This window comes from Marinobacter confluentis (assembly GCF_004785685.1).
In the GTDB taxonomy this organism is placed as follows: Bacteria; Pseudomonadota; Gammaproteobacteria; order Pseudomonadales; family Oleiphilaceae; genus Marinobacter; species Marinobacter confluentis.
The window spans coordinates 1-14765 of the sequence record NZ_SRPF01000003.1 but is presented as its reverse complement, the minus strand read 5'-3'; the positions used below and the strand labels follow the sequence as shown (position 1 = coordinate 14765).

Annotated in this window: 15 protein-coding genes; 8 read left to right on the top strand and 7 right to left on the bottom strand. The window is 49.4% G+C overall.

What is annotated here, in order from left to right; translation table 11 throughout:
* The first annotated feature begins 58 nt into the window (after positions 1 to 58).
* Positions 59 to 943 carry a LysR family transcriptional regulator gene (locus E5Q11_RS10680; protein WP_135803425.1) on the top strand — a complete coding sequence of 295 codons (885 nt, stop codon included), beginning with the start codon at positions 59 to 61 and terminating at the stop codon, positions 941 to 943.
* Positions 944 to 958: 15 nt separating this feature from the next.
* On the opposite strand, the gene E5Q11_RS10675 is transcribed toward E5Q11_RS10680, so the two are convergent.
* A complete protein-coding gene (locus tag E5Q11_RS10675; RefSeq protein WP_135803424.1) occupies positions 959 to 1852 on the bottom strand; it encodes a LysR family transcriptional regulator in 894 nt (297 codons plus the stop codon).
* Positions 1853 to 2236: 384 nt separating this feature from the next.
* Between E5Q11_RS10675 and E5Q11_RS10670 the strand changes: the two genes are divergently transcribed.
* The 7 genes from E5Q11_RS10670 (at position 2237) to E5Q11_RS10640 (ending at position 8742) form a co-directional block, all read left to right on the top strand.
* The gene (locus E5Q11_RS10670) at positions 2237 to 4999 is read left to right on the top strand and encodes a BspA family leucine-rich repeat surface protein (RefSeq protein WP_168215645.1); all 2763 of its coding nucleotides are present in this window, start codon (positions 2237 to 2239) and stop codon (positions 4997 to 4999) included.
* A gap of 62 nt (positions 5000 to 5061) precedes the next feature.
* Positions 5062 to 5490: a GFA family protein gene (locus E5Q11_RS18200; protein WP_135803422.1), complete on the top strand. Its 429-nt coding sequence runs from the start codon at positions 5062 to 5064 to the stop codon at positions 5488 to 5490.
* A gap of 95 nt (positions 5491 to 5585) precedes the next feature.
* Entirely contained in the window at positions 5586 to 6053 is a 468-nt protein-coding gene (locus E5Q11_RS10660) for a nucleotidyltransferase (protein WP_135803421.1), read from the top strand.
* Between the two features lie 120 nt (positions 6054 to 6173).
* Positions 6174 to 6650 carry a DUF3291 domain-containing protein gene (locus tag E5Q11_RS10655; RefSeq protein WP_135803851.1) on the top strand — a complete coding sequence of 159 codons (477 nt, stop codon included), beginning with the start codon at positions 6174 to 6176 and terminating at the stop codon, positions 6648 to 6650.
* On the top strand, positions 6644 to 7642 hold the full coding sequence (locus E5Q11_RS10650; protein WP_135803420.1) for an MBL fold metallo-hydrolase: 999 nt from the start codon (positions 6644 to 6646) through the stop codon (positions 7640 to 7642). Before E5Q11_RS10655 ends, E5Q11_RS10650 begins: the two co-directional genes overlap by 7 nt.
* Before the next feature lie 59 nt (positions 7643 to 7701).
* Entirely contained in the window at positions 7702 to 8067 is a 366-nt protein-coding gene (locus tag E5Q11_RS10645; RefSeq protein WP_135803419.1) for a cupin domain-containing protein, read from the top strand.
* 45 nt (positions 8068 to 8112) lie between these two features.
* Positions 8113 to 8742 carry a LysE family translocator gene (locus E5Q11_RS10640; protein ID WP_135803418.1) on the top strand — a complete coding sequence of 210 codons (630 nt, stop codon included), beginning with the start codon at positions 8113 to 8115 and terminating at the stop codon, positions 8740 to 8742.
* 114 nt (positions 8743 to 8856) lie between these two features.
* Here E5Q11_RS10640 and E5Q11_RS10635 read toward each other — a convergent pair whose 3' ends face one another.
* From E5Q11_RS10635 to E5Q11_RS10610, 6 genes are all read right to left on the bottom strand, one after another.
* On the bottom strand, positions 8857 to 9777 hold the full coding sequence (locus E5Q11_RS10635) for an EamA family transporter (RefSeq protein WP_210426320.1): 921 nt from the start codon (positions 9775 to 9777) through the stop codon (positions 8857 to 8859).
* 142 nt (positions 9778 to 9919) lie between these two features.
* Positions 9920 to 10114 (bottom strand): LamB/YcsF family protein, encoded by a 195-nt coding sequence (locus E5Q11_RS18085; protein WP_225315038.1) that lies wholly within the window; start codon positions 10112 to 10114, stop codon positions 9920 to 9922.
* Between the two features lie 36 nt (positions 10115 to 10150).
* Positions 10151 to 11455 (bottom strand): TRAP transporter large permease, encoded by a 1305-nt coding sequence (locus E5Q11_RS10625; RefSeq protein ID WP_135803416.1) that lies wholly within the window; start codon positions 11453 to 11455, stop codon positions 10151 to 10153.
* Complete coding sequence (locus E5Q11_RS10620; protein ID WP_135803415.1) at positions 11455 to 11973, bottom strand: TRAP transporter small permease; 519 nt, start codon at positions 11971 to 11973, stop codon at positions 11455 to 11457. Before E5Q11_RS10620 ends, E5Q11_RS10625 begins: the two co-directional genes overlap by 1 nt.
* A 59-nt stretch (positions 11974 to 12032) precedes the next feature.
* A complete protein-coding gene (dctP, locus tag E5Q11_RS18005) occupies positions 12033 to 13538 on the bottom strand; it encodes a TRAP transporter substrate-binding protein DctP (RefSeq protein ID WP_225315009.1) in 1506 nt (501 codons plus the stop codon).
* A 34-nt stretch (positions 13539 to 13572) separates the two neighbouring features.
* A complete protein-coding gene (locus E5Q11_RS10610; protein ID WP_135803414.1) occupies positions 13573 to 14538 on the bottom strand; it encodes a LysR family transcriptional regulator in 966 nt (321 codons plus the stop codon).
* Between the last annotated feature and the right edge of the window lie 227 nt (positions 14539 to 14765).

Sequence of the window (14765 nt, the reverse complement as noted above, 5' to 3'; positions counted from 1 at the left end):
CTAGCCTAGCCTGTGCGTATTTGATAAAACATCCCTAAAATTTGAAAACGGCATTTGCATGAACAAACAGAAGATCCGTTGGGACGACCTTCAAATCGTGCTGGCAATCGCGAGAACCGGCTCGCTGTCGGGAGCCAGCCGCACGTTGGGCGTCAGCCACGCCACTGTGTTCAGGCGTCTCAACGACATGGAGCGAGACCTGGGGGTGACGTTGTTTCACCGAGGACGGAATGGATATGAAGCGACGCCCCTCGGAGAGGACCTGGCGGGGTCCGCTGAGAAAGTGGAAGGTGAAATTCTAGGTGCTGAACGGCGCGTTGCCGGAAACGACCTACAATTGGCCGGCACTATCCGATTGACGACCACTGATACCCTATTTTCAGGCCTTCTAGCCGACATTCTGGCGAGTTTTCGCCAACGACATCCTGCAATACAGCTCGAAGTTGTCATTTCAAATCAGCAGCAGAGCCTGTCAAAGCGCGAGGCGGATATAGCAGTGCGCCCAACCAATTCTCCCCCCGAGACATTGGTTGGGCGCTGCATTGGCACGATTAAACAGGCTGTCTATGGTGAGCAAACGCAGTGGGGCCACATAAAAGGGGAGGTGGCAATTTCAGACATAATCAATGACCAATGGATAACGCCTGATGCTCAGATGGGTGACACGCCGATGGAAAACTGGCTGGCCAGGAATGTGCCGGAAAGCAGCTGCCGATACCGAATCGATTCGGTTCTGGCAATGCAGACGGCGGTTAGTCGAGGCAATGGCCTTGCGATCTTACCGTGCTATATCGGGGACAATGATGAACGCCTCCGACGGCTGACACCGCCGATCGTAGAATTGGAAACCGGACTCTGGCTGCTCACCCACATGGACTCAAAGCGAGTGAGTCGCATCAAACAGTTAATGAAAGAACTGTCCGAAACGATCCAATTGAAGTGATTCGCGGCGTAAGGTTCAATCAGAAGGGCACTGCCACTGCTGGACAATCAGATCGAACAGGGCGGTAACACTGCCGTTTCTATAGGCTTCAGAGCCGCAGATAAGGCTGACGTTAGTGCTCAAGTGAGGCTCATCGAACATGCGGAACGCATCGTTCCCCCTCAAGTCAACGCCATAATTGTGTTCGACGAGCCCAAAACCTAGCCCGGTCTTCACCATGACCACTGTGGAGTATTCGTCATCGGAGGTAATGACGGCATCCGATGCCTGTGACTCTGGGCCAAGAATTTCCTTCATAAAACTGGCGAAGGGGCATTGGGGGTTAGGCCAGACCCAGGGCAGCTGTTGCCTGTCTTCAAATGACTCAGGCAAAGAGTCTAGTGAGTAGTCATTGGGGCCAATCACAGAAACTTTTATCGGTGATAGGGGCACAATGTGAAGCCTTGGGTCATCCCACTCGCCGAATACATAGCCCAAATCAAGCTTACCGGATAGCACCTCCTCAACGACTAGCGGTGATGAGCGAGTCCGCATTTCCAGATTAACGTAGGGAAGGTCAGCGGCTTTTTGTTTCAAGATGCGGTCCATCCGCAGATATTCCGGTGGTGAATTCAGGCCTATGCTCAAATCAGCTTTAGGCGTTTCGAGAATTGAAAGCGCCGTATTTCGAACACCCTCAACGGAAGAGAAGACGCGGCTGACCGGAATTAGTAGCCGTTCGCCAGCCCCTGTAAGTGCCATGCCCTGTTTGCTTCTCTCGAAAAGTGCGAGTCCTAATTCTGCTTCCAGATTCCGAATGTGTTCACTCACAGCGGAAGGCGTCGAATGACGTCGGGCAGCGGCACGAGTGAGGTTTGATTCCTCAGCCACGAGTAAGAACGACTTCAATTGATCAAGCTTAATGTTCATTTTTTCCGAATACCTGTTCAGGAATTTCAGATAGACGCCGGGTTAGACGGTCTATAACGTCCTTTCTATAGAATAACCGTTCGGATTTTTAAAATCCTCCTGGCCAAAAGCAAAAGCACTTGGTTGGTGAAAGTGTTTTCAAAACCTGGGAACCCAATGGGGAGGGATCGATAAATGAGAGCGGCACGGAAAATCATTAACACCACCTATTCATCAGATTAGACCCAACTTACTCTCAGTCGTATTAGGTATTATATGCATCCCACGTATTTATCTCGCTTTAAACCGTTTATCTGTCTTGTAATCCTATTATTTCTCCAGGCTTGTGGTGGCGGGGGTGGTGGTGATTCATCTAGCGCTCGCAATTCAGCGCCAGTGGGTACAGTGCCCTTTATCACCGTCTGGAAAACAGACAACCCGGGTCTTGGTGACAACAATCAAATTGTCATTCAAACGGTTGGAAATGGGTATGACTATACCGTGGATTGGGGTGATGGAAATGTTGATGCAAATGTAACCGGAGGCATTACTCATACCTATGCAGTTGCCGGAACGTACACTGTCGCGATAACAGGGGATTTTCCGCAAATCACTACGTATGACATCGCCGGTTCAGGTGATGAGGAAAATAGTAAGCTACTGTCCATAGAGCAGTGGGGAAATATCCGCTGGCGGTCAATGGAAGGGGCATTCCAAGACAGCAACAACTTGGTCATAAATGCTACCGATGCACCTGATTTGAGCGAGGTAACCTCGACAAGCCGGATGTTTTTTGGCGCAACTAATCTCACCGGAGATCTCAGTAGGTGGGACGTAAGTAATGTAACCGACATGGGCCTGATGTTCACCGACGCAACACGGTTCAATAGCGACCTCGGCGCTTGGGATGTGTCGTCTGTCACTAATATGTATGCACTATTCGACAGTTGTGAGGTGTTTAATTCTGATATTGGAAACTGGAATACGTCCTCTGTCACCAATATGGAGTATATGTTTTCAAGCGCTTCTTCGTTTAATCAAGACATAGGAGGCTGGAATGTTTCATCTGTCGTGAACATGGAGCGTATGTTCTCCGGTGCAGATTCTTTTAATCAAAATCTAAACGCATGGGATGTTTCGTCTGTAACTAACATGGGGGGCATGTTTGCCCAGGCAGGTTCTTTTAATGGGAATATTTCAAATTGGGACGTGTCCTCTGTTTTAATAATGAGAAGCATGTTTTTGAACGCGGATGGCTTTAATCGAGATATCGGTCCATGGGACGTTTCTGATGTTTCAATAATGAATTTGATGTTTGCGGGAGCAGATCGTTTCAACCAGGATCTCAGCGCCTGGGATGTGTCCTCGGTGACGAATATGGATCAAATGTTCGCCTCATCCCAGGCGTTTGATCAAGATCTTGGTCTCTGGAACATTGCTCAAGTCACCAGTATGGGTGGGATGTTTGAAAACGCGTTTCTTTCGTTGGAGAACTATTCCAGCACGCTCCAGGGATGGGCGGCGCAGAGCGTCCAAAACAACGTCGTATTTGATGGCGGTGAAAGTTATTACTTAGCCAGCGCCCAATCTCAAAGAGATGTGCTGACTGATGCCTTTGGCTGGACAATTCGGGATCAAGGCCAGTTTGTTCCTACTCCGGACGCAACAGTTCCTTTTATTACCATCTGGAAAACTGATAACACAGGAATTAGTGAGGATAATCAGATCACCATTCATACTAAGGGGCCGGGTTACGAGTACTCGGTTGATTGGGGCGATGGCGAGGTCCAAGCGGGAATTACAGGCGACGTCACTCATACCTACGCAACGCCTGGTACCTATACCGTTGAGATCACCGGAAAATTTCCACAAATGTTGTTTGACGCAACTTCCATCGCCACGGCCACGGTTGGGTCAGAGACAGACTCTCTCAAGTTGATTTCTGTCGAACAATGGGGCGATACACAATGGCGGTCGATGTATCGCATGTTTTACGGTTCACGGAACTTTACGTTGAACGCCACCGATTCTCCGAACCTGTCACAACTGAAAAATATGGATGAGACATTTCTTGATGCGAGAATATTTAACGGCGATATTAGTTCCTGGAATGTTTCTTCTGTTGAAACGATGAATTCAACATTCACTAACGCAGTTTCGTTTAATCAGGATATCAGTGCATGGGACGTTTCTTCTGTCCGAAGTATGAATGCCACATTTTCGAATGCTTTAAGTTTTGATCAAGACATAAGTTCTTGGGATGTGTCTGCAGTCGAGATGATGAATTCTATGTTTTCGGGTGCACGTTCGTTTAATCAGAATATAAATTCTTGGGATGTCAGGTCTGTTACCAATATGTCTTTTATGTTTGCGGGAGCTCGTTCGTTTAATCATAATATAGATGCTTGGGATGTCAGTTCTGTTATTGATATGTCCTTTATGTTTTCCGGTGCAAGGCTATTCAACCAACCGCTTAATAATTGGAATGTTTCTTCTGTTACTTCGATGTCAGGAATGTTTCAAAACGCTGAGGCGTTTGATAGGTCGTTGAATCGATGGGATGTGTCTAGTGTAACTCTAATGAGTGCGATGTTCTCATCCGCATCTGCGTTTAACAGCGATATCACTACATGGGATCTTGGTTCGGTAATTGGCACCGCCCGAATGTTCTCTTATGCGAGATCGTTTAACCAAAATATTGGTGGCTGGAACGTTTCTTCCGTAAGGGGAATGAATAGCATGTTCCGTGGAGCTGAATCATTTAATCAGAATATCGGCACCTGGGATGTGTCTTCAGTTGCCGATATGGGGTACATGTTTTCGGGTGCTAATAATTTTAATCGAGATATAAGTGCTTGGGATGTGTCGTCCGTGAGGAATATGGAATATATGTTCTATAGATCCGGTGGAACCATGGCTTTTGATCAGAACCTTGGCGACTGGGATGTATCTTCCGTGAGTGGAATGCAAGCAATGTTCGACGGCGTCGCGCTCTCAGTCGGCAACTACGATGGCTTATTGAATGGCTGGAGTTCTCAAACACTAACGACCGGTGTGACGTTTGATGCAGGTGATAGCCAATATTCGAGCAGTGCTCAAGATGCCCGTGATGTATTGACCGATACTTACAACTGGTCTGTCACTGATGGTGGCGTTGTGCCGAATTAACCCGCCGGCTCTGATTAGCCCAGTCTTTGCCGGTCCCGGAGAGCGTCAGGAGTTGAATCAGAATGAAAGGGTCATGTTTGTGTGGTGATGTACGTTTTGAGGTGAGCCTTGAAAGACTCGGGATGTTTCAATGCCACTGTCAACTGTGCCGGAAACAAGCTGGAACAGCGTCCAGTTGCGGCGCGATTGTCGAGACATGTGACTTTCACTGGCTAAGCGGCGAATCACGCATCGGTAAATGGGAAAAAGAATCTGGCTTCAGCTCTCATTTCTGCAAGCGGTGTGGGTCTTCTGTACCGAATCAATTCAGAGATAGCGGCTTGTACTGGATACCCGTTGGATTACTTGATGATTCGACGATGGTTACAGTGGCCAATCTTTTTGTGGACGAAAAAGTCAGCTGGAGCAATGTTGATTCCTCTGTGAATCCACATCAAACAAAGCCGAGAGTCGATAGCTTGATTAGGTCCGTTTTGAAGGAAAATCATTAGCAAGCCCCGGGGTTGAGAGCGAGTCCCAGCTTGACCGACCCCTTAAATCAAAGGCACAACACTGCATACATTCACAATGTAAAGATGGAGCTAAAGTGGCTAATACCGCGCTTAAGTGGATTTCAGACCTTCTTAATGAGAGAGACATCCCCTTCGTCATTTGCGGCGGTCTTGCAGCGATCGCTTATGGTTCGACTCGCGCGCTCAACGACATTGACCTGCTGGTTCCTTCCCAGCATTTTCAGTCGGTCATTGATGCTGGAAAAGAGCATATTTCAAAACCGGCCAAACGCGGTCGTGAAGAAGGTTGGCACCTGGAATATGTCCAGTTCATCTATGACGGAACCAAGGTGGAAGTGGGCAACGCAAACCGAGCGGAGGTCCTCGACTCCGGCTCCAATGAGTGGAAAGAGCTAGTCATCGATTTCTCGCGGGTCAGGAAGATCAATGTTCTGGGAGTGACAGTCCCGGTCATGAGAGCGGAGGATTTGATCCAATACAAAGAAATCCTCGACCGAGCAGTGGATCGCGAAGATATATCGCAGATCGAGCGTCATGGATAGCGCTGATAAACTCTTTAGAATTTAAGCTTTTCGTTATCTTGGAGGTGGCGGTGATTGCTGCAGGCCTTTCAGCGATTGATGGAAGAATTTGGAGCGAAAAATGACCTCTGGGAGGAATCTATGAGTCGCTACTACATCGCCCAACTCAACATCGCACAGCTGAAAGCGCCGATAGACTCGCCGCAGCTCTCAGATTTCGTCAACAATCTAGACAGGATCAACGCGTTGGCAGACGATTCACCTGGTTTTGTCTGGCGATTACAGACCGAAGAGGGTAACGCGACCGATATTGATTACTTTGGTTCAGATACGATCATGAATCTGTCTGTCTGGGACTCCGTTGAGGCTTTGCACAGGTTTGTGTATCGGACTGCTCACGTTGAGATTATGAGCCGTAAGAAGGAGTGGTTTCATTCAATGAACGAAGCCCACATGGTGCTGTGGTGGGTGCCCGCCGGTCACATGCCTTCGCTGTATGAGGCCGCAGAAAAACTGAACGCGTTTCGACAGCAAGGCCCATCTCCAAACGCATTTACTTTCAAAAAAGCCTATCCGCCTCCCGGCGAGGCAATTGCTGATAAGAGGCGGCATTGTTAAAAAAATCCAGCATTTGGCTTATCGCTCCCGCCCTTGTCTTGGCTGTGGTGGCAGTTATCTCTTATCCAATCTGGCGCCCGATTGGGGTTATCGTTCTCGAGGGCCATGGCGGTGTTTTGTCCTCAGAAGAAGGCGATATCGCGGCTGATATTCCGGTTGAAGTTAGAGCCTATCTGACAGGGTGGGTCAAAGCGCCGGCCAATATCCTGATTGATCAAAGAGATCCTAGAACACCTGAGGAGATAACCCGACCGATTTGGGTGCCCTCCCTCGCTTATGTCGTTAAACACCCCAAGTCAGGAGTCGCTGTTCTCGATACTGGATTACGCGCCGGTCAATGTGATTATGGATTTCAGCCTTTTTACTGGGTGCCATGTCGTAATGAGCGGGGAGCAGATCTTGTGTCGCAGCTGAAGTCGGACGGAGTGGAGCCGGAAGAAATCCGCTTTGTTGTGCCCTCTCATTTGCATGGAGACCACATCAGTGGAATGGACAGCTTGCTCGACTACACAAATGCTCCCGTCCTCATGACACATGCAACCCTCCGGAGTTTAAAGTCGCCTGGACGAGTCGCCAAAGGTATACCGACTTCAATGCTGTCTTCGAACCTTCGTGTCCGAATCATTGATGAAGGCTTCAGGAGAAGTCGGCTTGGTATCGACGTCTACGATGTATTCGGCGACGGATCTTTAAGACTGTTCCCCACTCCCGGGCACACCGAAGGGCACATTTCGGCGCTCGCTAGAGGTACCGAGGGGGATATCCTTTTTACCTTCGATGCATCGCATTTGGCGGCTAACCTTCATCTCGGGATTCCATCAGGGGCAGTGAGCTCCGAGGAAGCAGCGATCATGAGCCTTAAAAAAATCGCGTCGCTTGACGATCAGGCTGAGTCTATACAAATCATTTATGGCCACGAGCCTGGCCAGTGGGATTGCGTCAAAAAAACTGCGCTTCTCGACGGAGCAACCGACCTTTGCGGACGTAACTGACCTCTTCATCCGAATCAAACGGTGTTTCAATAGCGACCTGTATAGGGTAAGGAAATCTAATGAATTACCAGGCAGTTAACTTTAAAAACAAACTGGGCCTTTTCGATGAACAGTGGTCCCCTAAGGTGATTGCTGAAATGAATGACTACCAGTTCAAAGTCGTGAAAATCCAGGGGCAGTTTGTGTGGCACGACCACAAAGACACAGATGAAACGTTCATTGTGCTAGAGGGCAGCTTAACAATTGATTTCAGAGACGGGCACGTGAAGCTCTCTGAGGGAGAAATGTTCGTTGTGCCCAAAGGCGTAGAGCACAAACCCTATGCGAAAAAGGAAGCAAAAATTCTGATTATCGAGCCGAAAGGGGTCGTGAATACTGGTGATGTGACCAGCGGTCAAACAGCCGAAAATGATGTTTGGATCTAACCGTTGCCCTGCCGCGCGCAAGGCTAGCTTTTTAGAGACTGCCCTATGTCATTAGAATCCTGGTTGGCATTCGTCGTCGCATCGACGGTTCTACTCGTAATACCCGGTCCCACGATTTTCGCCGTCATTAGCTATTCAGTTACTCACGGTCGTCAAGCTAATGTTCCTTTAGTGGTTGCCGTTACGCTCGGCGACTGCAGCGCTCTGGTTGCTTCACTGGTCGGCTTGGGAGCGTTACTTGCGGTATCTACTTTTTGGTTCACAGCCGTCAAGGTAGTCGGCGGAGTGTACTTGCTTTATCTCGGCATTAAGCTGTTTCGAGCAGGCATCGTGCCTTCTGGAACGTCGGAAACCATGCCAGAAGCTTCAAAGTTGAGATTATTCACCAACACCTATTTGGTGACAGCGCTCAATCCCAAGGGCATCGTTTTCTTTGTGGCATTTCTACCCCAATTCATTACACCGGGTGAGAATGTCGTTTTCCAAATGTGGTTGCTATCAGTCACCTTTGTTGCCTTGGCCGCTGTTAATGCCACGCTTTACACAATTTTCGCATCGTCTGCTCGTCGTATGCTCAAGTCAGCCAAGGCGCAGCGAAGGTTTAACTTTACTGGTGGAGCCCTACTTTTAACGGCCGGTGTGTGGGCATTGCTAGCAAAGCGTCCGGCTGTGTAGAAGCTAATTTTACAAGCGAAGTCGATGCGATATTTTTAAGAGGGATACCTTGGAGGCAATCGAGTTGTCCTCTGCTTTAGTCTAGGAAGGTTCAAAAGCACACGGTGACCCCATTTACTTTGTGGGCCCATAACTAAGCACTTTTGGGAAACCGAAAGTGGAAACTGCTAGTCCGCACAATATCAAAAACGAACCAATCCACTGTGACATCGAAAGCTCTTCACTGAGAGCCACGCTCGCTGTTAGGAGGCCTGTTACAGGAACCAGTAGAGAGAGCGGCGCGACCTGACTCGCCGGATATCTTGAAAGCAAACTACTCCATACGCCGAAGCCAAAGAGTGTTGCCGCAAATGCGAGATAGGCAATGGCGAATACTGATATTCCGTCCAAGTTCGTGACAACTTCTACCATGGATTCTTGTGGGTTCAGTACCGAAGCAAACAAAAAGAGAGGAATTGGAGGAACCAGGCTCGACCAGACGACGAAACTGAACATATCTAATCGGTCTCCCTTTTGAGCAGCCTCTGCGGATGCTTTGCGAACAATGATATTCGATAGACCCCATGAAGCGGCACCGGCAAGTGTGAATAGGAAAGCAGGCAATGGAATGGGTACCAGACCTGTTCCGACGGACCGATAGCCGATGAGAAGCAAACCGCTAACCGCAAGCCATAGTCCTGCTAGCTGTGCTCCCGACACTCGCTCTCGCAATGTGATCGCGGCAAAGATAAGCGTGAAAAACACTTGAGATTGGAGTAACACGGAAGCCAATCCTGCCGGCATCCCAATGTGCATCGCGTAAAAAAGGCAACCAAACTGCCCAACACCGACCGCAATTCCATACCAAAATAAATAACGCACTCTGACTATGGGTAGGCGAAGAAAGAATACTGCGGGAAGCGCGGCAAGAGCGTAACGCATCGCAACCAATAACATTGGTGGCACGCCATCCAGGCCAAGCTTAATGACCGTAAAATTGGCCCCCCAAACGCTCACCACGACCAGTGCCAGCGCGGTGTCCCTATGATTCAGCAAAACAGAGCCTGATTTCTGTCAGCGTTCTCAGAGACGGGGGGAACATACCCCGACTCCTGGATTGCGATTTCAGACGGGTGCCTCAAGCGTTTGTAGACGGGTATCATTTGTTAAAACCGAACAATGATTTGGTTTAGCTAAGTTAAAGCGCGTCTGCTGCAGCGTCCATCTGTATATTATGAATAGCCGTGCAGAAATCCTGAACATAGATGGTATTCAAAGCCGAAGGCCTTCGTAATTCCATTTGTCTTCGTCCGAAACCAAGGAGATCGGGGTAAGCTGGATGAGCGCCAACTGAAATCATACGGGCAGTTGCTTGCCGGACAGTCCGATCCATCATCAAAATCTCCTCGTGATAAATTACTTCAGGTGCTCACTGGCTCATCGTTCTTGGTAGGAAGGTGACAATCTGGGGGAACCAGCTAATTGTGATCAAAGCCGCTGTTATCAGAAGGAAGAAAGGCAGTGCAGCTTTAGCTACGTATAGGATATTTTTACCAGTCAATGCTTGAATAACGAATAAGTTAAAGCCAACCGGTGGGGTGATCTGTGCCATTTCAACCACAAGCACAATAAAGATTCCAAACCAAAGCAGGTCTATTCCCGCCTGTTGGACCACGGGCATTACAACCGCAACCGTCAGCACCACGACCGAAATCCCGTCAAGGAAGCAGCCCAGAATGACGAACAGGGCGGTAAGCCCAATTAATAGTTCGAAGGGTGATAAAGACATCCCACCGATCCATGCGGCCAGTTCCCTCGGTATACCCAGGAATCCCATGGACAGGGTCAAAAAATGGGCTCCCACCAGGATTAAGCCGATCATGCATGAGCTTTTTACAGCGCCCAACAAGCTTTCTTTAAAGCTACTCAGGCTGAGAGACCCGGTAGCAGCCGCCAGGACAAGAGCGCCAAAAACGCCAAGCGCGGCTGCTTCAGTTGGCGTCGCGAAACCGGTGTAAATGGACCCGAGAACGAAAATGATAAGACCAACAATCGGGAGCAATAGTTTCAGCGCTTTCAATTTTACCAGCAAGCCTAGATTCTGCTCTCGCGTCTTGGGGAGTTCGTCTTTGAATATTGTCGCCCACACCATGGTGTAGCCCATGAACATGGCAACCAACAACAAGCCCGGCAGAGCACCCGCAATGAACAACCTTGCAATGGAAACCTCGGCTGCCACGCCATAGACGATCAGAATGATTGATGGTGGTATGAGAAGGCCAAGTGTGCCGGACCCGGCAAGTGTGCCCACTGACATGCGCTCGCTGTAGCCCTGTGCCTTGAGTTCCGGTAGCGTCATGCGGCCTATTGTGGCTGCGGTTGCAGCAGACGAGCCGGAGACAGCTGCAAAGATCCCGCAGCTTAGAATATTTACATGAAGTAGCTTGCCAGGCATTCCTTCCATCCATGGAGCCAAACCTTTAAACAAGTCCTCAGAGAGCCTGGTCTTAAAAAGAATCTCACCCATCCAGATGAACATGGGCAGCGCGGTAAGCGACCAACTGGTGCTTGCCCCCCAGCTAGAGGTACCAAATAGCAAGCCGATCTGATCGTTTCCGGATATTAAAAGTCCCAGTGCGCCTACGCCCACCAGAGTTAATGCCACCCAGACGCCCAGTGACAGCATCAGTATCATGGACGCTGCCAATACTAATGAGAGAACAGTTAATTCCATTAGAGTTCCTCCAGACTGGATTCGTCTTCCTGATGCTGATAGGCCGGCTTTTGCTTACGAATAACGGCAATTAGGCTGTCCAGGAGGGCAATGTTCAGTGCCAGCAAACCGATCGCCACGGAGCTCTGCGGAATCCAGATTGGGATAGGGATGTATCCGTGGGAAACCTCCTCGAAAACGTAGGATTCCCATACCATTTGGAAACAGTAAAAAGTCATAAAGCACGCGAGGCCAAAACTGAAAATCAGAACGATCAATTCTTGAATCTGTCGTGCTCTGCCCGACAATTTCTGAATAACGAGGGTCACTCTTACGTGCCCCCCGTTGTGCAAGGTGTAGGCGAGGCCAAAGAAGGTAGATGCGGCCAGCGCATAACCCGAAACATCTTCAGCCGAAGGAATGATAAACCCGAGGAGGCGACCAATTACCTGGGCCAGGATGATTATCATGATCATTACGACACAAACGCCGGCCGAGTAGCCAGACAGTTGATAAAACTTCTCGCGGAGAGTGTTCATAGGAAGTCTCGTGCAAAATCACCCTCCGTTTACACGGAGGGCTTCGTCGCAGTGGTGTATTAACGGTAGTTAGATAGAATCTTGCCGACCTCGTTGGGCGCTTCTTGCTCCCATTCTTTGATCATGATGTCGCCGATCTTCTGTAAGTCATTCATGAGCTCTTCTGAGGGTTGACTGACTTCGATGCCATTTTGGGCAAGCTTTGCAGTATCTTTCTCCGCAGTCGCTCGAACGCCTTTCCAGCCTTTAGCCTCAGCCTTAGCGGCGGCATCGAAAATGACCTGTCTCTGGTCGTCCGTCAGGCGACGTAAAGCCCGGTCGTTAATGACAACGACGTTTTTGGGAATCCAGGCTTTGATATCCGTGTAATGAGACAGGTAGTCCCACGCTTGACCATTTGCGCCAGTGGAGGGGGACGTGATCATTGCATCGATAATCCCCGTGCTGAAGGCTTGTGGGATCTCCGGAACCTGGACTGTTGTCGGAGTGGTGTTCATGAGGTCGGCGAGGCGAGAAGTGGACGGGCTGTAGGCTCTCATTTTTAGCCCTTCGAGATCCTTAAGCGAGTTCACCGGGGTTTTTGTGTAAAGACTTTGAGCAGGCCATGGAACGGTATAAAGAAGCGCCATTCCCTCTTTCTTAAGTTGTTTTTCAACTTCGGGCTTTGCTGCCTCCCAAAGTTCGCGAGCTTGCTCGTAACTTGTTGCCAAGAAGGGGATGTTGTCGTGCTTAAAAACCGGATGAGTGTTGCCCATGATACCGATAAAAATTTCTCCAAGTTGGACCTGGCCAGTCCTAACTGCCCTCGGAATTTCCGGATGTTTAACGAGCGAGGCGCCGGAATGAACTGTGATATCAATGTCACCATCTGTTCCCTGTTTTATATCTTCGGCAAAATCATAGGCAATCTGGGTCGGTAGATTTGCATCGCCGTAGGGCGTTGGCATGTGCCATTGTTCGGCCATAACTGCAGGGGTTGTGAAGGCTCCAATCGCCAGAGCGCAAGCTAGTTTTTTGAGCATGATGTAACTCCCATTTGTGCGTTTTTGCTTGGTATTTTGAACCCCGATACTCACTGCACCGACAGTTCTTCGTTTAGCCGCTCCGTAAGCAGCATCTTTCCTGGAACACGCGAGATAGCGAATTGAAAGCCCAGCTCTAGCGAGCGCATCCTTAGAAGAGAAGAAACAGCCGAGCACGAAAGTAACAAGGTCGTCTCGCCACAGGTCTTTTAAGTGATGCGTTTTTTCGGCTCGCTGCCCGTTGCGAAAGACTTGATACTCAGGGCCGTCGGTACGAACGTCGAGGGCACTACCCAAGTTCGGAAGCGTTGGATCTTCAGGTGCAGATACGCTGATAAGGGGGCAGGCAACTGGATTGCGCTGGCAGTACTCGAGAAATTGGTGTGACCACTCGACGGGCAAGATAACGACGTTGCCCTGAACAAAACTCCTGGCCAGTCCACTGGTAGGTCCAGTGAATTCGCCTGCGCGAATCTGGGAGCGCAACGCTAAACTGTCTTCGAGCAGCTGCCGTTTAGCAGAAGAGTAGTCCTGACGTTTCATTACGGGAATTCCTGACTAGACAATCACAAATCATTCAGTCCGAGGTTAAGTTTTTAAGAAAAAATGTCGAATTATCGTTTTTTACCTCTTTCGATAACTTTCCATGATGTCTTCGCTCTTCAAACAGGCTGGAAACCTGGACAGCAAGATTTGAAGCCATGTTCGCGACCGGATTTCGGGGATGTTTGGGGAACGAAGCAGTGAAAGCTAATTCGGAGGGCGTCCATGATGTTTGCAGTCGAACGAGGCATCCAGAGTTTAATTCCTGGTCCACGACACCTTCAGGAAGCGTTGAAATGCCGATGCCGTCAAGAGTGAGCTGACGACATGCTGAAAGCGAACTGGATGAATAGAAGCGGACCGGCGAATCATCCAATTCTCTGAACTTTCGACTAATTTCTGAAAAAGGCTTGGTATTTCTGGCATAAGTGATGATCGGCCAAACAGCCAACTCTTCCAGAGTAAGAGCTCGATCAGGCAGCCCCAATGATGGACTGGCGACCCAAATGAGCGGGAAGCTGCAAAGGTTAGTGTTTTCAATATGAGGTTCCGGGACCGGCCCCATCAAAAATGCGACGTCCAGAGAGCGGTTTAACAAGCCTTCACGCAAGCTTCCCGATGCATCGACGGTGATTTCCACATCCAGGTTAGGCGCCTTGTCGTGGAGCTCACAGAAGAAACTCGGGATCCAGGAATGGACGATTGTTTCGGAGACTCCTAAACGGAGCAGGCCCGAAAGCGAGGCCGAGTGATCGGCCCTTTCCTTCAGTTGTTGAGCAATGCCAACTATTTTTTCTGCGTATGGGATGAGCTCGTATCCCTTTCGGGTGAGATAGACATGCCCTGACTCTCGCTCGAACAGGCGCACGCCTAACTCTTCCTCTAAAGCCGCTATACGATTTGAAATGGCGGGCTGAGTGGTATGTTGACGCTCGGCGGTTTTCCGAAAGCTGCCAAGGGTTGCGACCCAAATAAATGTTTCTAAGCGTTTAAAGTTCATTTTGACCCCACGGCATTACCTTTGGACATGAGCCAATAATCAGCCCTAAAGACCCACCACAAATCGGGCGATTTGGCCACCTCAATATGAGGAACGCCGCTCCCATTGTAAACATCCCTGTTTTAGTTGCACCGCTGATTAGAGCTTTCCGCCTGTTGGTATTTCGCCAGATATTCCCATGGCGTCAGGTCTTCCAATGAATCGTGGGGACGTTCATCGTTGTATTC